Below are 23,394 nucleotides of genomic sequence, written 5' to 3'. Positions count from 1 at the left end.
GCGAATTCCGGAAATCTTCTGTTACGTCGCCGGTGCGCTGATCGCGTTCGGTATCCTGGCGAGCGTGACGTTCGAGAACCTGTTTTCCGATCCGAACTCGGATCACGACGAACAACTCATCGTCGCCACGATGGTCCACGTCGTCGCGACGTAGGGCAACTTGCTGTTGAGCTACGGCATTTTGGCGACACTCAATCCGGGATTCCTGTCCGACTGGGGCTTTTTCATCCCCGGACACTGGGGGACGCTCTGTTACAACCTGCTGCTTCTCCTCGAATCCGGGGTCGCCCGTCTCGTTACCTCGACGGTTGCAAACACCGAAGTCGGCACATAATGCGTACCAAACCAGCGAACCTCTTTTTTCAAAGCAACTGCCACACCGTCCCCCCCAATCATCATACCGACCTTCCCGCTCCACTCGAAACGATGGGCCGTTCGATCCGTTCTCACACCTCATTCGTTCGCCGCATGTTCGTTTCTCGTGGATTCGACACCGAGATGGATTCGACACCGAGACGGAAATCGACGCGATTGACGACGATCTGGAGTGGAAATGAAGGGGTACCGCGCCGAGTAGCCAGATTTTAAGCGTTCGAGTGGAAACAAACGGGTATGAACACTCCGACAAAAATCGTCCTCGGTACCGTCCTTCTGGCGATACTACTCTCGATCGTGCTCGTCGCACAATACGCGCTCGCGGCGTGATGTTTCGCGAACGTACCATTCCCCAAGACGTGGCGGCGGTGCGGGAGGAGTATGCACCGAACGCGCTCGTCTTGGATTGCGAACGCGATTTCGAGACGCTCCCGATTCCGGCGCGGGACGACCTCGCGCTCCTGACGGACGAACTGCGCCCGTTTTCGGCACCGGACGAGTGGCTACCCGACGACGCTCCCGAGCTACTACGCCGCTTCGCCGGAAACGACCTCGTGGTCGGCATGCCCGGCGACGGAAGCGTGGCGTGGACCCACCAGACCGACCCACCCGTCGTCTTCGTGAAAGCTCGGGTGCAAGGGTCACCCGAGGAGTTCATCGATTTCCTACTCGCGGAGGCGCTGGTCGAAGTCGGACTCGACATGCCCGAGCATTTTCTCGAATTCTTCGAGGAAGAGTACGCCGAATTCGCCGACACGGTTCCGCTCGACGCGGCGAGCACGTACCAACTCGCCGTCGCTCTCTGTGATGCGTACGTCGGTTTGCACACGCGGGCGATGTTTGCCGATTGGGACGGCTCCCACCCCCGTTTGTTCGAGGCGTGGCAGGACGCGGGCCAGCGAATCGAACCGCGACTGGAAGGTATCACCCGCGAGGTGGCGATGGGACGAACTGACTTCTCCGATGCCGCCGAGTTCGCGTGTAGCGCCGTCAAACACGGTATCGAACCACCCGCTCCGTTCGCCGTTTTCGACACGCAGGCCTATCGCGAACACGGTGCGTCCTTCGCCGTGAAATGGGCCGAGAAGACGTTCGATTCGGAGTAACGAATTCGATCGATTTGCCCCGTGGTTTCGGTTCGAGGGATTTTATCCCGTATCGCATTCGAAAAATTCCAATTCGCGTTCTCTTTCTCCCGTCTCTATCTTTCTCCCGTCTCTATCTTCTCTTCAACTAGCGGTCTCGTCGCTATCCTCTCTACACGGCATCCTGTCCCTGTTTCCCCGTCCGAACTTGATACGCGTCCTCTACGGGGAGGATGAATACCTTCCCGTCTCCGGGTTCGCCGGTGGTTGCGGCGTCACAAATTGCCTCGGCGACCTCCTCGGCGGGGATATCGGCGACCACGCACTCTACCTTCACCTTTTGGTGTAAGTCAACGACGTACTCCTCGCCGCGCCACTGACCGAGTTTGGCGGGCTGGTTCCCCCGCCCGCTGACGTTCGTGACGGTGAGGCTCGGGGCACCGACTTCGGCGAGTCCCCGTTTCACGTCTCCCAACTTGTCGGGGCGAACGATGGCCGTCACGAGCTTTATCTTTCCGCTGTTCGGTCGTCCACCATCCGTGCGCAGGCTTTCGGGAACGACGCCGTGCGTGCCCTCGTGACCGAACTCGGGATAGGTCTCGACACCGTGTTCGCTCGCGTCCAACCCTTCCTTCTCGTGGTGCGGTGTGACACGCGCCTGACCGAGTTTTCGTGCACCGCCGAAGACCACTACGGTCGCTCCGACGATCCAAAGACCGATCACCGCAATGCCGGTCGCTTGCACTGCGAGTCCCGAGAGCACCGCTCCGAGGCTGAAACTCTGCCAGGTCCCGACTGCGACGAGCGGATACACCAACGTCCCGAGGATACCAGCCGATCCGTGTACCGGGAACACCGCACAGACGTCGTCGATTTGGAGCCGTTTTTCGACGAACTCGAACACGAACGGGAGTTGCGCACCCGCCAGCAGGCCGACGACGATCGCACCCGGCCACACGATGTCGTCGGCGATAGCCGTGATACCGACGAGTCCGGCGAGCAAGCCGTTTGCGACGTAGAGGGTATCTACCTTCCCGGTGCGTATCAGGGATACCGCTCCCGCGCCGAGCGTCCCCGCTCCCATCCCGAGCGTCGTGACGAGCGCGACCCGCCCGACCGTTTCGAACGCGGCCAGCGAAATCGTTCCGTTTTTCACCGAAAACACCGTCGCAGCGGTGCCGACGTTGAACCCGTACCATCCGAAGGCGAGGATGAGCGTTCCGAGGGCCGCGAACGTCACCGAGTGACCCGGAATGACGTTCGCGGTTCCGTCCTCATCGAACCGACCGAGACGCGGACCGATGATCCACGCGGCGGTCAATCCGGCGAGGCCACCCATCCCGTGAACGATCATCCCTCCCGCGAAGTCGTGAAACCCGAGCGACGAGAGGAAGCCACCGGCCCACGTGAATCCGACGACGACGGGATAGAAAACTCCCGCGAGAAGGATGGTGTACCCCACGTACGTGCGGAGCTTACACCGACCCGCGACTGCACCGCTGACGATCGTCGCGGCGGTCATAGCGAAGACCGCACCGAACAGCCAGTCGACCCACGTATTGATGTCGGTCGGGGCGAGGATGGCGGCGAACTCACCGACGACCGACCACGCTCCGGTCGCCCCGGTCAGATGACCGACGATACTCGAAAGTGCCGCCCCCACGAGAAAGAAAGTCATCACGCCGACGCTCCACGTCAGGAGGTTTTTCGTCAACTGGTTGGCGACGTTTTTCGAGCGGACCTGACCGGCTTCCAGCATGGCGAAGCCGGCGTGCATGAAGAAGATGAGGAACGTCGCAATGAGCACCCAGAGGAGGTTGATTCCCTGTGCGATGACTTCGAGGTCACTCATCCGTCTTACCCTCTGTCGGGATGATGACGAGATCGTCTGGAAGACTGTCCAGGAATATCGAATATTCTTGCCTGTCTGTGTTCTGTGTCATGGTACAACAGAGCAGGAGTATTCCATATAACGTTGGTTGTCAAAATATTCGAATTATATGGACTTCAATTGGACAAACGTCGCTCTTATTATCGCATACAATCGATTTAAGGTTGTAAGACGGTCGGAAATTGGGTACTCGTTGTTCCACTTCTGGACAAACGTTTCACGACGATTCAATATTTGCCGACCGTTTCCGTTCACTTCTACTCGCTCGATGCGCGTGAGATTTGGGGTTATTCGGCCGAAAACGTTCTCTATCGCGGCTTTAGGGGTTTCGGGAGTCTTCGGCTACGCGAGTTCGTCGGCGATGTCCTCCGCGAAGTAGGTCATAATCAGGTCCGCACCCGCGCGTTTGATCGAAAGCAGGGATTCCAACGCTGTCTCCTGAAGGTCGAGCCATCCCTTCTCGCTCGCGGCGTGCAACATCGCGTACTCCCCGGAAACGTTGTATGCGGCGACCGGATGGTCGTATTCCGCTCGAATGTCCCGCACGATGTCGAGGTACGGCAGTGCGGGTTTGACCATCAGGATATCCGCGCCCTGCTCGACGTCGAGTTCGACTTCGCGCATGGCTTCGCGTGCGTTGGCCGGGTCCATCTGGTAGTGCCGTCGGTTCCCGAACGCGGGAGCACCGTCCGCAGCGTCACGGAACGGCCCGTAAAACGCCGACTCATATTTGGCGGCGTAGCTCATGATGGGGACATCCGAAAAGCCCGCATCGTCCAACCCGGTGCGAATCGCGCCAACCATTCCGTCCGTCATGCTACTGGGGGCGACCATCTCCGCGCCCGCCTCCGCGTGCGAGACGGCGACCTTTTGCAGGAGGTCGAGCGTTTCGTCGTTTTTCACCGTGAGTCGCGGGTCGTCGGCGGCGTGGTCCTCCACGATTCCACAGTGGCCGTGGTCGGTGTACTCACAGAGACAAACGTCGGTGATGACCATCGCGTCCGTCTCGTCCGTGATTCGGCGCGTCGCTTCCTGCACGACGCCGTCCTCGGCCCACGCGCGACTCCCTCGCTCGTCCTTCGACTCCGGGATACCGAACAGCATCACGGAACGGACACCGGTCTCCAGCACCTCTCGTACTCGTGCGACGCTTTCGTCGATCGGCACGCGTTCGTGTCCGGGCATCGACTCGATCTCGACTCGCTCGTCCGTCGTCGCATCGACGAACACGGGCGCGATGAGGTCACTCGCGTCGAGGGTCGTTTCACTGACCAACTCGCGGATTCCGTCACGACGAAGCCGACGTGGACGGTCGGTGAGGTCCATATCCATGCTACCGGCGGAATCCCCAAAACCGCGTCGCTCCGGGAACGGGTCACAACGCATTTAGCCCATCCCGTCAATATCCGTTTTGATGCATATCGCCTCGCTCGTCGCGGTCGAGACGACCTTCCCGTCCCTCCTCATCCTTTCCGTCTTCGGCTTGGCACTGATGTCGTTCACCACGGATTCACGCTCGCTCCGAACGTTCGTCGCCGATTATGGCGTTTTCCTGCTCGCGGGCGGCGTCGCGCTCACGGCTGTCGCCGGAATCCTCCTCTTCCTGTTCGGCGACGAGACGCTCGCAAAACGGTGGCTCCACCAGTACGGTCTGTTCGCCCTGTTCTTCATTTTTATCCTGGAAGGAGCGATGATGCTGTACTTCGCCCCGAGCGAAACCGTCGTCCCGATCGGCGTCGCCGTGCTCGCCAGCTCGTCTAGCGATTATCGCATGATCGTCCTCATCGTCGGCGTCGCGGTCGTCGCCTCGACCATCGGTCAGTATGCCCTGTTCCTCCTCGCAAAACGCGGCGGCCGCGAGTACCTCCTGGAAAAACCGTGGTTCCGGATCGACGATTCGTCGCTCGACCGCTTCGACCACTGGTTTCAGCGCTGGGGCCCGGTCGCGATTCCACTGAGCAACACGCTCCCGTTTACCCGCGGCATGTTGACTGTTCCGGCCGGATTCGGCGAAATGCGGGATCGGGACTTCATCGTCCTCTCCGCCATCGGGTCGCTCTGTTTCGAATCGCTGCTCGCGATTTTCGGACCCAAGGCGTTCGCGGTGGCGATGAACGTCGCCTCCCAGTACATCTGACGGCCATGTCCTCTCCGTCCTATCTCTAAATTATCATTTTCTGTCCACAACCCCGACAACTGTCACTCGCTCTAAAACACACCGAGTGGAATGGGCTCGAATAGATATCGTCCCCGTCGTACCATGGCGATAGACCTAACAGTACTGAAAGCGTATCTTTATCTGCGCCCGCGTACCGTTTGTCGCGTGCCATGCTACGAGCGCCGCGTGGGCGCACTTTCTCGGAAATCGTTCCCGTCGAGCGTCGAGTATCGCTTCTTTCTATACGGTTCCGTCTTCGTGACCGACGAACTTCTCCCCATTGTGGTATTTCGAAGCGAAAGTATATTCGTCCCGGATTTCGAGGGAGGGATATGGAAACAATACGTGCCACCGAGTATCACGACCTCGTCAGCGTGGACGATCCACGAGTTTCACCTGACGGCGAGCGAGTCGCGTTCGTCCGCTCCGTTCCGAAGGACGACGAGGAGTACGAGGCGACGGTGTACGTCGTTCCGCTCGGGGGCGACGAACCGACGCAGTTCACCATCAGCGAGGGCGTGGACAGCACCCCCCGTTGGAGTCCGAGCGGCGACCGACTCGCGTTCGTCAGCACGCGTGGTGCGGACGACGACCGACCGCAACTGTGGGTGATGCCTACGGAGGGCGGCGAGGCCCGACAGGTGACGGACGTGGTGGGTGGCGTCTCGCAGTTGGCGTGGTCGCCCGACGGGACGAAAATCGCATTCGTCCAGTCGAGCACCGAGGACGACCGCGAGGAGGGGCGAGACATCTCGCTCGACGGCGGGGAGTACGAACCGGAAACGCCCGACCCCCGCGTCATCGACCGGAAAATCTACCGTGCAGCGGAGAACTATTTCGACGGCAAGCGGAGTCACGTCTATCTCGCGGATTTGGACGACGCTTCCGTCGCACGGGTTACGGACGGTGACTTCGACCACGTGGGACCGGAGTGGGGCGACGAGACGACGCTGTACTTCGGTGCGCGGCGCGAGGGCGACCCGGACGACAACATCATCGTCGACATCGTCGCCTACGACACTGACGTCGAGGAGGAGGAGACGCTCTTCCAAACCAGCGCGTGGGGCGCATCACTGACCGCGACGGCAGACGGTCGAATCGCCTACGCCTTCTCGCCCGAGGATAACGCGACGCTCCGACAGACCGAACTCAAGGTGTTCGATCGGAACACCGGCGAGACGGTCACACTCACCGAATCGTTGGACAGAACGCTCGCGATAGAGCCACAGTGGAACCCGGACGAGGAACTGGTCTACTTCGGCACTCCGGATCAGGGAGATCAGGTGATCTGGCGCGTCCCGGGAGACGGAAGCGACGACCCACAGCGGGTCGTCGGCGACGGGCATATCACCGACTTCTCGATCGGTTCCGACGCCCTCGCGTACACGAAATCCGAATGGGACCACCCCGGAGACCTGTTCGTCTCGACACCCGGCGGGGCGGAAACCCATCGTCTCACCCGCGCGAACGCTGACTACCTGAACGACCGCGCGGTTAGCCAACCGGAGGAACTCAGTTTCGAATCCGAAGCGGGCATCGAGATTCAGGGCTGGCTTCTCACGCCGCCGGACTTCGACGCCGACGAGCAGTACCCCTTGGTCGTCGAGATTCACGGCGGCCCGCACGCGATGTGGTCCACCAGCGGAACGATGTGGCACGAATTCCAGGCGCTCGCCGCCGCGGGCTACGTCGTCTTCTGGTCGAACCCGCGCGGTTCGACAGGCTACGGCGAGGACCACATGGCCGCCATCGAACGCGACTGGGGCGACACGACGATGACCGACGTGATGGCCGGGGTCGACCTCGTCGCGGAACGCGACTACGTCGACGAACACGAGATGTTCGTCACCGGCGGCAGTTTCGGCGGCTACATGACCTCGTGGATCGTCGGGCACACCGATCGGTTCAAGGGTGCCGTGAGCCAGCGCGGCGTGTACGAACTCAGCAGTTTCTACGGTTCGACTGACGCCTTCAAGCTCATCGAGTGGGACTTCGGGACGACGCCGTGGGAGGAACCGGAGTTCCTCTGGGAACGCTCCCCGGCCGCATACGTCGAGAACGTGACGACGCCGACCCTGCTCATCCACAGCGACAACGACTTCCGCGTCCCGGTGAACAACGCCGAGATGCTGTATCTCCTGCTCAAGAAAAACGACGTGGAGACGCGCCTCGTGCGCTACCCGCGCGAGGGTCACGAACTCTCACGCAGCGGCGAACCGGGCCACATCGTGGACCGACTGGAGCGAATCGTGCGCTGGTTCGACGGCTACTCCGAGTACAGCGACGCACCGAAGGCGCTGGAACGAGGCGACGACGGCCTATCCGCCGCCGAGGAAGACGAGGACGAGAACGGAGAAACCGGGGCGGATACCGAGGACGAATAACGACAACCGTTGTCGTACTGTGGTGCGTTTCGTCCGGGGGTAAAAACGCTCAAAATCGTACGCTTGCTGTCGATTTTTCACTGGAAACGAAGGGGTTCCAGCTTCCGTCGATTGTCCCGATAACCAGCGATATTGCCATCTTCTTTCGACTATTGACCGCTCCCTATCGGTTCCGTGGTCGGCTTCGTCAGGAAATACAGCGGTTGTTTTCGACCGCAGTCATCCGGTTTCGACACGAAAAGAAGGGGTTAGTCCACGATGATTTCGGAATCCTTCGGCTCGGCATCGGAACCCGGTTTCATCTCGTTTTCGTAGCGGTCTATCCAATCCGCGAAACATTCGGGGCAGAGGCGCTGGCTGTCGATCTGTGAGCGGTCGACTGTCAATCGAACTGTTCGAGCCAGCGCGTCCTGCAACGGCCCTCCACAGTCATCACACGGTTCTGGATCGCTCTCGTTGCTCATGAACGCTCAATGTTGCTCAGAGTATATAAAAATCGGCGGGAATAGGGCGGAAATCAGACGGCTGCCGCGGACTGTGATGCGTTCGTCGCCTGCTGGGGGCGCTGGCTCGACATCGCGGGCGAGTAGCTGGTCCCGTCGTGCTGAGAGGCGGTCGGGTTCGGCACGGCCGCTTGGGAGAAGAACAAGCGGATCTGTCCTAGCCACGGTATCTTCAACTCGGCCGTACCACGAATCCAGCTCGGTTCTACCGGGTCGCTGATGTTGTACACTTGGTCGTACGCGCCGTTGTTGTCCCCTTTCGTGATGAACCCGGCGTGCGGTGCGGGACAGTAGCGTAGCTCCTCGCAGTTTTCCGCACCGCCGATGTAGTTCTTGTTGGCCTTATCGTACCAGTTCTCGTTCTTGTTCACCCAGAAGCGGGCACGGTGAATGACCGGCGTCCGATCGCTCTCTCCGAATCTCTTATAGATGATGACGTCCCCGTAATCGCTGAACTTCTTGTAGCCCGTTTGCTGGCCCTCCTGATAAGTGACGACGCCCGTATTCCCGTGTGCCGCACTCGGCGCGAAACGGTGCTGGTCCATGATGAAGATCAGGTCGCCTCGATACATTTGTGGCTGCATACTGCCGCTCTCGACGGCGACCATCGGTGGCCACACGCCGCTGACCGCGAACAGTATGAGGCCGATTGCGACGACGACGGCGGCACTCTCCAACATCTCACGCAGAAAAACGACGGTCCCGTTGTCCGTTTCACGGAACCAGCGAACCCACGCCATCGGTCCTGATTCGTCCGGACCGAATTCCCGCATACCGTCCGACGACGACTCGTCTGGGGGACTCATTACGGCATGCTATTCTTTCACTGATTGTCAACCTTCTGGGTTGGTTCGCTACTCTTTTCCCCCATCCGCGTCTCTGCAGATATGTGCCACTGGAAACCCCGGCTCGCATCGTTCAGGAACTCACGAGCCGCGGGTACAACGCCGATTTGGAGGCAGTCACGCTTCTCGCGTCCGCTCCCGACCCCGGAGCGGCAGTCGAACGTACAGTCGAATCCGCCCCCGAAGACGCCCTGAAACTCTCCGTCGGACACGTCCGGAGCGTTCTCGATGCCCCCTCGTCAACTGATACCAACCCCTCCGCTTCAGGTGGAACTTCGTCCATCGAATCGATAGCAAACGGGACGGATTCTCCAGTCGAAACGAAGGGGTCCATGTCACGAACTCTCACTGAGCAGTCGGTAGACATCGTCAACGACATGACGGGCGCGAGTACGGGAACCGGCGAATACGACGACTTCGTCACGGTGTTCCGCGACCGCTTTCAACGCCTCTCGGGCAAGCTTCGTGGTCGGGTGAACGCCCGCCCGACGAACGCCGTCGCCAGCATGCCCGGTGGTAGCGACGCCGCCATCGTCGGCATGATAAGCGACATTCGATCGACGGCGAGCGGTCACTGGTTGGTCGAACTCGAAGACACGAACGGAACGTTCCCGTGTCTCATCATGAAGGACAAGGAGTTCGCGGGCGTCGTGAACGAACTCCTCTTGGACGAGACCATCGCCGTCGAAGGAACCCTCTCGGGTGACGCAGGTATCTTGTTCGTGGATTCGCTTCACTTCCCGGACGTTCCCCGAACGTATCGGCCATCGACCGCCGACCGCCACGTCCAAGCGGCACTCATCAGCGACGTTCACGTCGGCAGTCAGGAGTTCATGGCCGATGCGTGGCATCGGTTCACGAGTTGGCTCCACTCCGAGGAGGCCGAACACGTCGAATACCTGCTCATCTGCGGCGACATGGTCGAAGGCGTCGGTATCTATCCGAATCAGGACGAGGAACTCGACATCATCGACATCTTCGAGCAGTACGAACAGTTCTCGGAGTATCTGAAAGAAGTCCCGGGCGACCTCGAAATCATCATGATTCCCGGCAACCACGACGCGGTTCGCCTCGCCGAACCACAACCGTGATTCGACGACGAACTCCGCTCCATCATGGACGTTCACGACGCGCGTATCACGAGCAATCCATCGACGGTGACCATCGATGGCGTCTCGGTGCTGATGTACCACGGCGTCTCGCTGGACGAGGTCATCGCCGAGATGCCCGCCGAGAAGGCGAGTTACGAGGAGCCACACAAGGCGATGTACCAACTCCTGAAAAAACGCCACGTCGCGCCGCAGTACGGTGGGCACACGCGTGTCGCACCCGAGGACAAGGATTATCTCGTCATGGACGAGGTCCCCGACATCTTCCACACCGGCCACGTCCACAAACTCGGCTTCGGCAAGTACCACAACGTGCTCGCCATGAACTCCGGTTGCTGGCAGTCCCAAACAGACTTCCAGAAGAGCGTGAACATCAATCCCGACTCGGGATACGCCCCCATCGTGGATTTGGACACGCTCGACGTCACCGTTCGGAAGTTCGCGTGATCCGTTCGTCCTTCGATTTCCAATCGAAATGGAGGGGATGGTGTCCATTCTCACACACGTCGATACACTTCGACGGACGTTCGAGCGGTCGTCGAACGACCGCTGAATAACCGTGTCATCGGCGAGACGATATTCCCTCGTTCTGCCCGACCCGTAGATCCCAAACCCATCCCTTGCCGCTTCTACCCGGGACGAACAGATGTCGGATGAATTTGGGTGAGACTTGCGAAAATGTTCTTTTGTTCATCTTCGGAAATAGTAATCGTCGCTAATCATGACTGCACCAGATTCGGATAAGGTAAGCGGGACGGGCGATTCGAGTGCGATATCACGTCGGCGGTTCTTGGCGGGTGCCGCCGTGGCGGGTTCGGCGGTTGCACTCAGTAGTACCGCGATCGCGATGAAATCGTCGGCGGCGGTCACGTTCGACGACCAAACGACGGGTGGAACGTCGGTGACGGTCAAATCGGCGACGCTCCCCGAGGGTGGGTTCGTCGCCATTCACGACGACCGCCTGCTCGACGGGAAAGCACTGGAGAGCGTCATCGGCGTCTCCGATAAACTCGACGCCGGGGCGCACACCGACATCGAAGTGGACCTGTTCGACGTGGACGGCGCCGACTTCGACGAGAAGATGCTTGAAGAGGACGGGACGCTCATCGCCATGCCGCACGTCGATTCGAACGGCAACGGCGAGTACGAGTTCGTCTCGTCCGGCGGGAAAACCGACGGCCCGTACACGAAGGACGACAAGGCCGTCATCGACGACGCGAAGGTCACCGTCGAGATGGACACGAAACCGACCGCGGACGTCTGCTTCCGCGACCAGAAGTCCGACGGCAAGCGCGTCTGGGTGAACGAGGCGACCCTCTCGGACGGTGGATTCGTCACCATCCACGACAGCAGTCTCCTCGACGGCAAAGTCCTCGACAGCGTCATCGGGGTCTCCGACTCGCTCGACGCGGGCATGCACGAGGACATCGAAATCTCGCTGTACGAAGGGGTTCCGGGCGGCGACTACGACATGGATATGCTCGAGGGTGACACCACGCTCATCGCCATGCCGCACCTCGACACCAACGACAACGGTACCTACGACTTCATCACCTCGGAAGGGGAGATGGACGGCCCGTACACGATGGGCGGCAAGGCCGTCCTCGACGACGCGGACATCACGGTCTCTGACGGCTGCTAACCACTGCTCACGAGCACTGACGTAGTAACCGGGAAAAATAATCTCGCTTTTTGACGGTCGCTCGGACGATGCCGACGGTTCGTCTCGACTTCGCTTATCGATTCAGCGTGTGAATCGCGTGACCGAGCGCGTTTTCGGCACACTCCATCACGGCTTCCGAGAGCGTCGGGTGTGTGTGAATCGTCGCGGCGAGGTCTTCGAGCGTCGCGCCCATCTCGATGGCCATCCCGAGTTCGGCGATGAGTTCGGAGGCCTCCGGTCCGACGATCTGTGCCCCGAGGACGAACCCGCTCGGTTCGTCGGCGATGATGCGGACGAAGCCGTCGGAGTGGCCCGTCGTGAGCGCACGGCCGCTGGCTTGGAACGGGAACCGACCGACGACGGGTTCGAAGCCCTGCTCTTCGGCTTCGTCTTCCGTCAGGCCAACCGTCCCGATTTCGGGGTCGGTGAAGACAGCGGCGGGCATGGCCTGATAGTCGAGCGCCGAGGGTTCACCGGCGATGACTTCGGCGGCGACCTGTCCTTCCTTGCTCGCTTTGTGGGCGAGCATCGGTTCGCCCGCCACGTCGCCGATGGCGTAGATGTTGTCCTTCTCGGTTCGCGCGCGGTCGTCCGTCTCGATGAACCCCATCTCGTTCGTCTCGATGCCCGCGCTTTCGAGGTCGAGCGTGTCCGTCACGGGTCGGCGACCGACCGCCACGAGGACTTTCTCGGCACCGAACTCCGAGACTTCGCCGTCCTCGTCTTCGGTCCTGACCGTGATACCGTCGCCCGACTCCTCCCACTCCTTTGCGGCCTGTCCGAAGTGGAAGTCGATTCCGAGTTCGTCGGCCTTCTTCTTCACGGGTCGTGCGAGGTCATCCTCGTACGCCGGAAGCACCGAGTCAAGCATTTCGACCACGGTGACGTCCGAGCCGAGTTTGGCGAGGACGCCCGCCAGTTCCATGCCGATGTAGCCCGCGCCGACGATGACGATGCTCTCCGGAACGTCGTCCATCGCCAGCGCCATCCGCGAGTCGAGGACGTGTTCGCCGTCGAACTCGAAGCCGGGAATCTCGATCGGACGACTGCCGGTCGAGATGATCGCGTGCTCGAACTCGACCGTCTCCGAACCCTGTCCTTCGCCCTCGTGGACGACGCGAACCGATCCGTCGTCCGCGAACTCGGCGCGGCCTTCCATCAGCGTGACGCCGTTCGCCTTACAGAGCTTCTCGACGCCGCCGGTCAACTGGGAGACGACGCCGTCCTTCCACTCGACCATCTCGCCGTAGTTCACGTCGAGTTTCGTGTATATGCCCATGTCCTCGGCGTGACTGGCGTCGTAGGCCAAGTCGGACGCCGTGATCATGGCCTTCGACGGGATACAGCCGTAGTTCAGGCAGACACCGCCGTAGGCGTCCTTCTCCACGAGCGTTACGTCAAGTCCGAGTTGTCCCGCGCGGATCGCGGCAACGTAACCGCCCGGTCCCGCGCCAATAACCAGCACCTCAGTTCCAGTCGAGATATCTCCGACGACCATTATCGGACTAGAGTAGGTACCGGGTAAAAAATCAGGTGGATTAGCTCCGAGCAGTAGACGAACGTGAGCAATCACCACGATTCCACGTCGGGTTCGACAATCCGGGTAAAAATTATACTCCGCTTACAACAACTGATACTATGAACCGGCTTTCCCGCTACGCTATCGGTCTCGTCGTCGGAACGATCGTAACCGGCGGTATCGCTCTCTTCCAACCACAGACACCCGAATCGTCGATTCTGTTCGCCGGAATCGCAGTCGTGTACACCGTCGGGACGGCGACGGCAATCCCGTACTGGTCGGCGCTTCGAACGAACGACGGTCCGAACTGGACTCAAGGTGCGTTTACCGGCGCATCGACCTTCGGTTGTCTCATGCTTCTGGACGGTGTCGAACCGACACCGAACCTCGCCGTGGCGGCCCTCGGTTTGGGACTTTCGTGGTTTGGATTCGTCGCCGGAGTCGCGTTCGAAAGCGGTCGTGAAACGTCCGTGTAGCTATCTGTAACTGCGAAAAAAGTTCCGACAGCGCCCGTTTCGACTACTCCAGCAGGAGCAGTCGCGGGTTGTGCAGGTATTCGAGCAGTTGGTTGGCGAACGACGCGACGACCGCGCCGTCGATGATGCGGTGGTCGATGGACATCGAAATCGGGAGCGTGTAGCGCGCTTCGACGTCGTCGTTGACCACAACGGGCCGCTTCTTCAACTCGCCCAGACCGAGGATACCGACCTCGGGGTGGTTGATGATCGGCGTCGCGTACTCGCCGCCGATGGCACCGAAGTTCGTGATGGTGAACGTGCCGCCCTGCATCTCCTCGCGCGAGATGGTGCGGTCGCGTGCCTTCTCGATGAGTTCGTTCATCTCCGAGGAGATCTGGAGCATGTCCTTCTTGTCCACGTCCTTGAGGACGGGGACCATCAGGCCGTCGTCCGTCGCAACGGCGATACCGATGTTGTAGTAGTTCTTGACGACGATTTCGTCGTTCTCCCCGTCCAGTGCGCCGTTGAGGTACGGGTAGTCCTTCAGCGCGGCCACGATGGCCTTCAGGATGAACGGCATGTAGGTCAGCTTGATGCCGCGCTCCTCGGCGACATCCTTGAGTTCGGCGCGCGTCTCGACCAGTTCCGTCACGTCGATGGAATCGTGGTGCGTGACGTGGGGCGCGGTGAACTTCGACTTCTGCATCTGCTTGCCGATGGTGCGCCGAATCCCGCGGTACGGAATGCGCTCCTCGCGCGGCCCGGTTTCGCCCGTCGCGACTGCGGCGGCGTCCGCGGCCTGTGCCTGCTGCTGTGCCTCGGCGTACTCCCGCACCGCTTCGGACGTGACGAACGCCTGTCCGTCACGCTCCTCGGTGGACGGGACGGCGTTAATGTCGATGCCCTGCTCGTCCGCGAGGCGGCGCGTCGCCGGTGCGGCCAGCGTGCGCTCGCGGTCCGCCGATTCGACCTGTGCCGGGGGAGCCGCGGTGGTCGTGGTTGTTGTGGCACTGCCACCGGTCGTTCCGGTCTCGGTCGTCGTTTCGGATTCGACAGATTCCGTTTCTTCCTCGGTTTCCGATTCCGTCTCGTCCTCGGCAGCCGCTCGAACGTCGTGTTCGCTCACACGACCGCTCGGGCCGGTTCCTTCGACCGACGCGATATCGACGCCGAGTTCGCGTGCGAGCCGTCGGGCACTCGGTGCCGCGAAGACGCGACCGTCCGGCGTTTCCGTCTCTTCGGTCTCCGGGACTTCGGACTCTTCGGCCGACTCCGTCGTCTCCTCGGATTCCTCGCTTTCGGTCTCGCTCGGAGCTTCCTCCTCCTCTTCGCCCTCCACGTTGAACGTGAGGAGCACGTTGCCGACCGGAACGACCTCGCCTTCCTCGGCGAGTAGCTCGTTGACGGTTCCGTCGACGGGCGAGGGAATCTCGACGATGGCCTTGTCCGTCTCGACCTCCGCGACCACTTGGTCCTCGGTAACGGGGTCGCCTTCCTCGACCTGCCAACTGACGAGTTCGCCCTCCGCAACGCCTTCGCCCACGTCGGGCAGTTTGAATTCGTGTACCATGTCAGAAGTTCACCGTGTCGCGGATGCCTTCCTTGATGCGCGTCGGCTCGGGCAGGTAGTAATCTTCGAGGCTGTACAGCGGGAACGGCGTGTCGAAGCCGGTGATGCGCTCAACGGGTGCCTCCTGGTAGAGTAGAGCCTCCTCCTGAATCGTCGCCGCGATTTCCCCGGCGAGGCCGCCCGTCTTGGGTGCCTCGTGGACGACTGCCGCGCGGCCGGTCTTCTTGAACGACTCGACGATGGTGTCCGTGTCGAGCGGCGAAACGGTTCGAAGGTCGACGACTTCCACATCGATTTCGTCCTCCAACTCCTCCGCGGCTTCCATCGTCGGGCGGGTCATCGCACCCCACGTGAACACGGAGATGTCGGTCCCTTCGCGGCGTACTGCGGCCTCACCCAGCGGAACCTCGTAGGATTCCGTCGGGACTTCGTCGCGGAACGCGCGGTAGATGAGCTTCGGTTCGAGGAAGATAACCGGGTCCGGGTCACGGATGGCCGAGGTGAGCAGCCCCTTCGTGTCGTACGGGGTGCTCGGCATGACGACTTTGAGACCGGGCTGGTGGCTGTAGAACGCCTCCATCGACTCGGAGTGGTGTTCCGGCGCTCGGATACCGCCACCGTAGGGCGCACGGACGACCATCGGGCAGGTGAATCGGCCGCGCGAACGCGTCCGAAGACGGGCCGCGTGCGAGACGATCTGGTCGAATGCCGGGTACATGAACCCGGAGAACTGCAGTTCCGGGACGGGTTTCAGGCCGTAGGCGGCCATTCCGATGGCGGTTCCGACGATGCCGGACTCCGCGAGCGGCGTGTCGATGACGCGGTCGTCGCCGAACTCATCGTAGAGTCCCTCGGTGGCGCGGAACACGCCGCCGTTCTTTCCGACGTCCTCACCCATCACGACGACGTCCTCGTCCTGCTTCATTTCAGTGTACAGCCCGTCGCGGACTGCCTGCACGAGCGTGAGATTTTCCGATTCGGTAGTTGCCTGACTCATAATTTACTCCTCCAGAAGCGTTTCGTCTCCGTACTGCTCTCGGAGATGCTCGAACGATTCCATCTGTTCGCGGAGCCGCCGTGGCATCTCCGCGTAGACGTTGTTGAAGATCTCCACGGCCTCCGGGCGTTCGACGGCCTCGGCCGCGTCGATCGCGTCGGCAACGTCCTGTTTGACGCCCTCGCCGATTTCCTCGACGTCCGACTCGTCCAATCGACCCGTGTTCAGGAGGAACTTCTCCATCCGCGGGATCGGATCCTTCTTCTTCCACTCCGCGACTTTGTCGTCGTCACGGTAGACGGTCGGGTCGTCGGCGGTCGTGTGGGCACCGAAACGATACTGAACCGCTTCGATGAGCGTCGGTCGCTGTTCGCCTTCGCTGGGGTTCTTGGCCTTCTCGACGGCTTCCTTCGTCACCTTGTAGACGGCGAGGGGGTCCATCCCATCGACCTGGACGCCTTCGAAGCCGTAGGCCTGTGCCTTCTGGGCGATGGTCGCGCTCGCGGTCTGGCGCTCGCGCGGCACCGAAATCGCCCACTGGTTGTTGTTACAGAAGAAAACCGATGGGGTGTCGAAGACACCCGCAAAGTTTAGCCCTTCGTGGAAGTCGCCCTCGCTCGTCGCGCCGTCACCGAAGTAACAGAGGAAGGCTTTGTCTTCACCTTTGAGCTTCGAGGCCCACGCCGCGCCGGTCGCGTGCGGAATTTGCGTGGCGATCGGCACCGCGACGGTGAAGATGTTGGCTTCGTCCGGGATGCGGTTGCCCGCTTCGTGGCCCATCCAGTAGAGCATGGTCTGTTTGAGCGAGAGACCACGGACGAGTGCCGCACCGTGTTCACGGTAACTCGGAAACATCCAGTCGTCGTCGGAGAGCGCGGAAACGCTCGCGATTTGTGCGCCTTCCTGCCCCGAGAGCGGCGGGTACGTCCCCATCCGTCCTTGTCGGTTGAGGCTCACCGCTCGTTCGTCGAAGTGACGGGCGAGGCGCATCTGGCGGTACATTTCCACCAGTTCCTCGTCGGAGAGGTCCGGCACCTCCATCCCGTCCAGCACCGTGCCGTCTTCATCCAGTATCTGTACTCGGTCCTGGGGGTCTTGGTGTACGATGCTCACGATCGAACCCATCCTGACATATGCGAAAAAACTCTCGCACGCATTATAGGGTTTTCGTAATTAACTTCCCATAGGAATTCCTTCACACACTATTTTTGAAGATTTGTCCTCCAATGTGTAGTAAAATTTCCCATTTTCCCATTTCCTCCCGAATTAAACTAGAATGCTGGACGTTTATGGTACCGGCCAAATTTACCAGCTGTACGGATATGTCCGTCGATGTGCTGTTTTGTACCTCATCTCCCTTCTCATCCACCACCATTCGTAGCGAATCCCCGGGTACCTCTTTGCGGGTCGTTCCTCCCCCGCTCGTCATACCGAGGCTCGTCGAGCCTCGCGGTTCGCGGTTACACCGCTCACTATACGGAGGCCCTCCGGGCCTCCCTCCTCGCCTGCTCCACACTCTTTCCATCCCGGAGAATCGCATCCACGAACAGTTCGCCCGCCTTGTACGACGACCGAACCATCGGGCCGCTCGCACAGTAGAGGAATTCCAGTTCCTCCTCGGCGACCTCCTGCCAAGTTCTGTATTTCGCAGGATGTACGTACTCCTCGACGTCGAGGTGCATCCGTGATGGTTGGAGATACTGACCGAGCGTGACGATGTCGACGTCCGTCTCCCGTAGGTCCGAAAGCGCCTGATACACCTCGTGGTCGTACTCGCCGAGACCCAACATCAGGCTCGTCTTCGTGTAGATATCCGACTCGCGCGTGACCTGTTCGAGCACGCCGAGACTCTGTTCGTACCCCGCTCGCGGGTCGCGGACGTGCCCTTGCAGGCGTTCTACGGTTTCGACGTTGTGCGCGATCACGTCGGGGTCCGCGTCGATTATCTTCCGAACGAGTTCCTCTTCGCCTTGAAAGTCCGGGATCAGCACTTCCACGAGGATTCCGGGATGGCGTTTCTTGATCTCCCGAATCGTCTGTGCGAAGTGTTCGGCACCCTGTCCTTCGAGGTCGTCGCGGTCGACGGACGTGAGCACCACGTAATCGAGACCGATTTCCGCGATGGCGCTCGCCACGTTTGCCGGTTCGTTCGGGTCGAGCGGTTCACCGCCCCCGGTGTCGACGTCGCAGAAGCCACAACTGCGGGTGCACTTGTGACCCATCAGCATGAAGGTGGCCGTCCCGCCGCCCTCGCTACCTCTTCCGCTCCAGCACTCCCCGAGGTTCGGGCAGTTTGCCTCTTCACAAACCGTGTGCAAATCGTGCTCCCGGAGCGTTTGTTTGATTCCCGTGAACTCCTGTCCCGACGGAGGTCGCATCTTCAACCAGTCGGGTTTGCGCCGCCCACTCATTACCAACGGGTTGGGTCCCCCACGACAAAAGGATAGGGTATCGTCCGGGGACCATGCGTATTCGGCTATCGTGTCCGTCTATCCTCCGTTTCCGGGATGGAAACGTTCGAATACCCGTGCACACCCGTGTGACAAGTAGCAAATAACAATGTCTTTGCTCTTCCTAGTTGTTTCGCTATGGCTACGAATCGCGACACACAGTCCAGCGGCGGCATGCGGACGAACGGATTGGATTGGTTCAGTATGCTCCTCGTCATCATCGGTGCGCTCAATTGGGGAATCCTCGGAATCACCGGGTTGACGGGCGCACGAATCAACGTCGTCCGTTGGGTGATGGGGCTATTGTTCTTACCCAACGTCGCTCAAATCGTTGCGGACCTCATCTACGTCGTCGTCGGTCTCGCGGGACTGTACTTCATCTACACCAGTTATAAAATCGGTCGTGCGAACAGACGGGCACGACAGCAAACAGCACAGCAGACGGAACCACAACAAACCGAGTAACGATTTCGGCTCTCCGCGTTCTTCTTTTATATCCTTTTGCTGCAATATCTATAAATACTATCAAGATTTTATAACTCATATAACGAGATAAACCATGCTAAATGTTTCACGGGAGGAAATAACTGAGGGATCTCTGGTACGGTCCCTTCTCTTGCTCTCTGCACCGCTCATTATGCAGAGTCTCGTCCAAGTCGTTCAACAGATCGCCGACATTTTTTGGCTTGGTCGACTCGGCGAAAATTCAGTTGCCGCTGTCGGGATAAATTTCCCCCTGACGTCGCTTCTGTTTTCGGTTTTCATGATCTCATTCGTTGGAACACAGGTTCTCGTCTCCCAGCATGTCGGAGCGGACGAACAATCGCTCGCCAGAAGGGCAGCGTTTCATGGCATATCACTCGGACTGGCCTTTGGTATCTCCCTTACCGCTCTCGTATTCGTATTCGGTAGAAGTTTTATCGATCTGTTCGGTGCCGAACCCGACGTCGCGTCGCAAGCCTTCACGTATCTTCTCGTTTTCTCGCTCGGTTTTTCGTTTATCGGGATGAGCGACTCCATCGAGGCGGGGTTTATCGGGTGGGGTGACTCACGCGCTGCGCTTTATATCAACGCCATGGCAGTCGTCGTCAACGTGATTCTCGACCCGATTCTTATCTTCGGTACCGGTATCCCGAACTTCCATGGATGGAACATCGCCGGCGCTGCGTTGGCTTCGGCCATCGGATACGGTTGTTCGTTTCTCTTGGGACTTGGCATGATGATCCGTGGCCGGAACGGGTACACGCTCACACGGGAATCGATGGTCGTTCGAGTGGAAAAGTACCGGGAGTTATTGGATATCGGCATCCCCATGTTCGGTCAGCAGGCCGCTGGACAGGCCGTTCGTGTTCTCATTATCGGTGTCGTCACAGCCGTCGGTGGTCCTGCGGCCGTCTCCGCATACACCATCGGTGCGACCATTTCCAGCATCGCGTTCATCCCGGCGGGTAGCTTCAAACGAGCTGCTCAGAGCATCATCGGACAAAACATTGGCGCCGAGAATCCCATGCGCGCGAACAGGACGACTTGGGTCGGCGTCGCCGTCTCCGTGGTCGGTCTTTCGATAATTGGTGTGATTCAATGGTTTATACCCGGTCTTCTGACGAACTTGTTCGTCCCCGATATCTCCCCGGCTGCATACCAGCTCACGGTCGATTACCTTCGAATCCTCGTCTTCGGCTACTGGGCAATCGGCGCGATGAATCTCTTCAGTGCCGGGTTCAACGGTATCCGCGAGACCAAAACGACGATGATCGCCGATATGATCAAATACTGGGTGATTCGTCTCCCGATCGCTGCTATCGGTGTTTTCTGGCTTCACTACGACGTACATGCTGTCTTCTGGGCCGTCACCATCTCGAACTGTGTTGCCGCGGTTGGATTCGGTGCGTACTACTACTACCGCACAACCGACGGTATGACCCAGCGCGCAGTGCGGGACATCAGCGGTACCGTAGACGATTGAGACGTTCGTTTTACGCTGTTTTTATAGTGATGACACCCATGTCATTGTATCGTCATCACTCGCCGGTTGAAAGGGGAAAGAATGGGAGCGCGGAGCGTGTAACCGCGTTCGAAAAGAACCACCCAGACTACTTAAAGACACGGTGGGCAGGGTGAAAGTGAAATCGGTAGCAAGCAGCGAGGAGATCCCGTTGTCTGACGATTGGCAGACACCGACGTCTGACGGTCGTCGTACATAAATCATTTGGTCGTTCGCACGTGGACATTTTGCTCCTCTATGAACCGCCGAACTCGGCTTTCGAACGCATCATTCCCCGGCCACGAAATCGGCTCTTCGACGTTGAGTTTCGCCGGGTCACCCACGTACACGTTGATTCCGTCCTGAACCTGAACCCGACAGTAGAGACCGTGCGACACTCCCTCGTAGTTATCCAAGGCGTGGATGTCGCTCGTCTCTAGCAACCGCCCCTCCGTCTCGCCACCCGGGACGAGCGTCGGATAGCGCCCTTCGACACGATGTAACCCGACGAGTGTGGCCTCTCCGACGAATTCGAACTGCTCGACCACGGCCCCGGCACGGTCAGGGTCGGTCAACGTCCCATAGACGAATACCCTCATGAGGTGGTCCACGGAGAATCGTGAGTTAGTCCTGCTGGCTAGCTCCGCCGTTCACGATGGTTACTACCGAAATCGGAAAAAGGGAAAGTGGTAGGACGATTGAGAACAATAGTCATCCCATATGACCGACTCGAATTTCGATACGACCGGTATCGATGGCCCGCACGCGGGGCAACCCGTCGTCACCTCGGGTGCGCCGCTTCCCGATGCAACGGCGGCGATGGTGCTGGTCCACGGTCGGGGTGCAACCGCTCGAAGTATTCTCGAACTCGCGAACGAGTTCGAGTACGACGAAGTCGCGTTCATCGCGCCACAAGCGGCCCACAACACGTGGTATCCGCAGTCGTTTCTCGCACCGCTCGAATCGAACCAACCACATCTCTCGTCTGCGTTGGAACTCCTCGGAACGATAGCTTCCGACGTCGAATCCGCCGGGATACCGTCGGACCGGACGTTCTTACTCGGGTTCTCACAGGGCGCTTGTTTGGCGAGCGAGTTCGTCGCGCGGAACGCACGCGAGTACGGTGGCGTCGCAGCGTTCAGCGGTGGACTCATCGGACCGGAAGGCACACCACGCGAGTATGAAGGCTCGCTCGATGGCACTCTCGTCTACCTCGGCTGTGGCGACCGCGATTCACATATCCCCGTGGAGCGTGTTCACGAAACCGAGGAGGTACTGACGGGATTGGACGGTTCCGTTACCGAGCGCATTTTCGATGGGATGGGACACGGCGTCGTCCAGGAAGAAGTCGCCCATGTCGACCGGATGCTCAACAGTCTTCTCGACGATTAACCGTTCTCGACGATACCGTCCATACCGTATAGACCGCTTGCTTCGGAAGTAACCACTGTGACCGTCGACCGCTCATTGACGGTTCGCCGTCCGAGCGACGACCACTGTGGTTACTGATCGAAGTCATCCATCCCGAAAAGGTATCCGCAAATCGGTAACCGGCGCGATATCTGCGTGATGTCTGCGCGTCGTCAGCGATCGTCGATCCGTCTTATCGCTCGTCGATGGGGACGAATTCGAGGTCCTTGTCGCCGGTGTACTTCGCACGTGGGCGGATGAGGCGGTTGTCGTCGTACTGCTCCAGCACGTGTGCGATCCAGCCACCGACACGCGAGAGCGCGAAGATGGGCGTGTAGATGTCGATGGGGATTCCCATCTGGTAGTACGTCGATGCCGAGTAGAAGTCCACGTTCGGCGCGAGGCCCTTCTCCTCTTTTATGTACTCCTCGATGGCGACGGACATCTCGTACCATTTCGTGTCGCCTGCGGCCTCGCCGAGTTCCTCGCTCTGCTCGCTGAGGATTTTCGCGCGGGGGTCCTTCACGTTGTAGACGCGGTGGCCGAAGCCAGCGACGCGTCGTCCCTCGTCGAGTGCGTTGTCGATCCACTCGGTGGCGTCCCGGTCGCTGTCGTCGACCTCCTTCAGCATCCGCATGACGTTGGCGTTCGCGCCGCCGTGAAGCGAACCGGAGAGCGTTCCGATTGCGCTCGTCACGGCGCTGTGTAGGTCCGCGAGCGTGCTCGCCGTGACCATCGCCGAGAACGTCGAGGCGTTCAGGCCGTGGTCCGCGTGGAGCACGAGCGCTTGGTCGAACACGTCCGCGAGCACGTCGTCAGGCTCCTCGTCGTTGAGCATGTAGAGGAAGTTCGCCGCGTGCCCGAGGTCGGTCCGGGGTTCGACCGGTTCGTCCCCGTTTCGGATGCGCGTGAACGCCGCGAGGATGGTCGGGACTTTCGCGGTGATGCGACGACCCTTCCGGAGGTTCGCCTCGCGGTCTGCCGGGTCGCTTT

The 23,394-nt window shown here is 60.1% G+C and carries 20 protein-coding genes and 1 pseudogene; 10 read left to right on the top strand and 11 right to left on the bottom strand.

The features are described 5' to 3' along the window. Positions 1-166 precede the first annotated feature (166 nt). Both WBV42_RS14015 and WBV42_RS14010 read left to right on the top strand, forming a co-directional pair. Positions 167-334, top strand: a complete 168-nt coding sequence (locus WBV42_RS14015) for a hypothetical protein (RefSeq protein WP_423986573.1) — start codon at positions 167-169, stop codon at positions 332-334. Between the two features lie 370 nt (positions 335-704). Next, positions 705-1,481 carry a DUF7089 family protein gene (locus tag WBV42_RS14010; protein ID WP_423986572.1) on the top strand — a complete coding sequence of 259 codons (777 nt, stop codon included), beginning with the start codon at positions 705-707 and terminating at the stop codon, positions 1,479-1,481. A gap of 151 nt (positions 1,482-1,632) precedes the next feature. Here WBV42_RS14010 and WBV42_RS14005 read toward each other — a convergent pair whose 3' ends face one another. Continuing rightward, complete coding sequence (locus WBV42_RS14005; RefSeq protein ID WP_423986571.1) at positions 1,633-3,312, bottom strand: ammonium transporter; 1,680 nt, start codon at positions 3,310-3,312, stop codon at positions 1,633-1,635. A gap of 381 nt (positions 3,313-3,693) precedes the next feature. Further along, positions 3,694-4,677, bottom strand: coding sequence for a porphobilinogen synthase (hemB, locus tag WBV42_RS14000; protein ID WP_423986570.1), 984 nt, complete (start codon positions 4,675-4,677; stop codon positions 3,694-3,696). Positions 4,678-4,765: 88 nt separating this feature from the next. Between hemB and WBV42_RS13995 the strand changes: the two genes are divergently transcribed. Together WBV42_RS13995 and WBV42_RS13990 are read left to right on the top strand one after the other, a co-directional pair. Beyond that, a complete protein-coding gene (locus tag WBV42_RS13995) occupies positions 4,766-5,488 on the top strand; it encodes a DedA family protein (RefSeq protein WP_423986569.1) in 723 nt (240 codons plus the stop codon). Positions 5,489-5,841: 353 nt separating this feature from the next. Continuing rightward, on the top strand, positions 5,842-7,893 hold the full coding sequence (locus WBV42_RS13990; RefSeq protein ID WP_423986568.1) for a S9 family peptidase: 2,052 nt from the start codon (positions 5,842-5,844) through the stop codon (positions 7,891-7,893). Between the two features lie 248 nt (positions 7,894-8,141). Here WBV42_RS13990 and WBV42_RS13985 read toward each other — a convergent pair whose 3' ends face one another. Both WBV42_RS13985 and WBV42_RS13980 read right to left on the bottom strand, forming a co-directional pair. Next, positions 8,142-8,357, bottom strand: a complete 216-nt coding sequence (locus WBV42_RS13985) for a DUF7569 family protein (protein ID WP_423986567.1) — start codon at positions 8,355-8,357, stop codon at positions 8,142-8,144. Between the two features lie 53 nt (positions 8,358-8,410). Continuing rightward, entirely contained in the window at positions 8,411-9,202 is a 792-nt protein-coding gene (locus WBV42_RS13980) for a S26 family signal peptidase (protein WP_423986566.1), read from the bottom strand. 83 nt (positions 9,203-9,285) lie between these two features. On the opposite strand from WBV42_RS13980, the pseudogene WBV42_RS13975 reads away from it, so the two are divergent. Both WBV42_RS13975 and WBV42_RS13970 read left to right on the top strand, forming a co-directional pair. Beyond that, positions 9,286-10,797 (top strand): annotated as a pseudogene (locus tag WBV42_RS13975) (DNA-directed DNA polymerase II small subunit). Between the two features lie 274 nt (positions 10,798-11,071). Further along, positions 11,072-11,992 (top strand): DUF7282 domain-containing protein, encoded by a 921-nt coding sequence (locus tag WBV42_RS13970; protein WP_423986565.1) that lies wholly within the window; start codon positions 11,072-11,074, stop codon positions 11,990-11,992. A gap of 94 nt (positions 11,993-12,086) precedes the next feature. On the opposite strand, the gene lpdA is transcribed toward WBV42_RS13970, so the two are convergent. Continuing rightward, on the bottom strand, positions 12,087-13,511 hold the full coding sequence (gene lpdA / locus WBV42_RS13965) for a dihydrolipoyl dehydrogenase (protein WP_423986564.1): 1,425 nt from the start codon (positions 13,509-13,511) through the stop codon (positions 12,087-12,089). Positions 13,512-13,651: 140 nt separating this feature from the next. Here lpdA and WBV42_RS13960 point away from each other — a divergent pair, with 140 nt between their 5' ends. Further along, positions 13,652-14,008 carry a hypothetical protein gene (locus tag WBV42_RS13960; RefSeq protein WP_423986563.1) on the top strand — a complete coding sequence of 119 codons (357 nt, stop codon included), beginning with the start codon at positions 13,652-13,654 and terminating at the stop codon, positions 14,006-14,008. A 43-nt stretch (positions 14,009-14,051) separates the two neighbouring features. Here WBV42_RS13960 and WBV42_RS13955 read toward each other — a convergent pair whose 3' ends face one another. The 4 genes from WBV42_RS13955 to lipA all read right to left on the bottom strand — a co-directional run bounded on the left by WBV42_RS13955 (position 14,052) and on the right by lipA (position 18,968). Next, the gene (locus WBV42_RS13955; protein ID WP_423986562.1) at positions 14,052-15,560 is read right to left on the bottom strand and encodes a 2-oxo acid dehydrogenase subunit E2; all 1,509 of its coding nucleotides are present in this window, start codon (positions 15,558-15,560) and stop codon (positions 14,052-14,054) included. A 1-nt stretch (position 15,561) separates the two neighbouring features. Further along, positions 15,562-16,557 (bottom strand): alpha-ketoacid dehydrogenase subunit beta, encoded by a 996-nt coding sequence (locus tag WBV42_RS13950; RefSeq protein WP_066139787.1) that lies wholly within the window; start codon positions 16,555-16,557, stop codon positions 15,562-15,564. A 3-nt stretch (positions 16,558-16,560) separates the two neighbouring features. Beyond that, complete coding sequence (pdhA, locus tag WBV42_RS13945; RefSeq protein ID WP_423986561.1) at positions 16,561-17,682, bottom strand: pyruvate dehydrogenase (acetyl-transferring) E1 component subunit alpha; 1,122 nt, start codon at positions 17,680-17,682, stop codon at positions 16,561-16,563. Between the two features lie 347 nt (positions 17,683-18,029). Beyond that, complete coding sequence (lipA, locus tag WBV42_RS13940) at positions 18,030-18,968, bottom strand: lipoyl synthase (RefSeq protein WP_066139791.1); 939 nt, start codon at positions 18,966-18,968, stop codon at positions 18,030-18,032. A gap of 177 nt (positions 18,969-19,145) precedes the next feature. Here lipA and WBV42_RS13935 point away from each other — a divergent pair, with 177 nt between their 5' ends. Together WBV42_RS13935 and WBV42_RS13930 are read left to right on the top strand one after the other, a co-directional pair. Further along, positions 19,146-19,472, top strand: coding sequence for a DUF378 domain-containing protein (locus WBV42_RS13935; protein ID WP_066139794.1), 327 nt, complete (start codon positions 19,146-19,148; stop codon positions 19,470-19,472). Between the two features lie 151 nt (positions 19,473-19,623). Then, the gene (locus WBV42_RS13930; protein WP_423986560.1) at positions 19,624-20,973 is read left to right on the top strand and encodes an MATE family efflux transporter; all 1,350 of its coding nucleotides are present in this window, start codon (positions 19,624-19,626) and stop codon (positions 20,971-20,973) included. Positions 20,974-21,212: 239 nt separating this feature from the next. Here the strand turns inward: WBV42_RS13930 and WBV42_RS13925 are convergent, their stop codons facing one another. Then, positions 21,213-21,590 (bottom strand): gamma-glutamylcyclotransferase family protein, encoded by a 378-nt coding sequence (locus tag WBV42_RS13925; RefSeq protein ID WP_423986559.1) that lies wholly within the window; start codon positions 21,588-21,590, stop codon positions 21,213-21,215. A 121-nt stretch (positions 21,591-21,711) separates the two neighbouring features. Between WBV42_RS13925 and WBV42_RS13920 the strand changes: the two genes are divergently transcribed. Further along, complete coding sequence (locus WBV42_RS13920; RefSeq protein ID WP_423986558.1) at positions 21,712-22,383, top strand: alpha/beta hydrolase; 672 nt, start codon at positions 21,712-21,714, stop codon at positions 22,381-22,383. 211 nt (positions 22,384-22,594) lie between these two features. Here WBV42_RS13920 and WBV42_RS13915 read toward each other — a convergent pair. Continuing rightward, the coding region (locus WBV42_RS13915) for a citrate/2-methylcitrate synthase (protein WP_423986557.1) at positions 22,595-23,394 on the bottom strand (800 nt) is incomplete at its 5' end.

It is taken from the genome of Haladaptatus sp. (genome assembly GCF_049589095.1).
In the GTDB taxonomy this organism is placed as follows: domain Archaea; phylum Halobacteriota; class Halobacteria; order Halobacteriales; family Haladaptataceae; genus Haladaptatus.
This window is presented reverse-complemented; position numbering and strand designations above follow the sequence as displayed.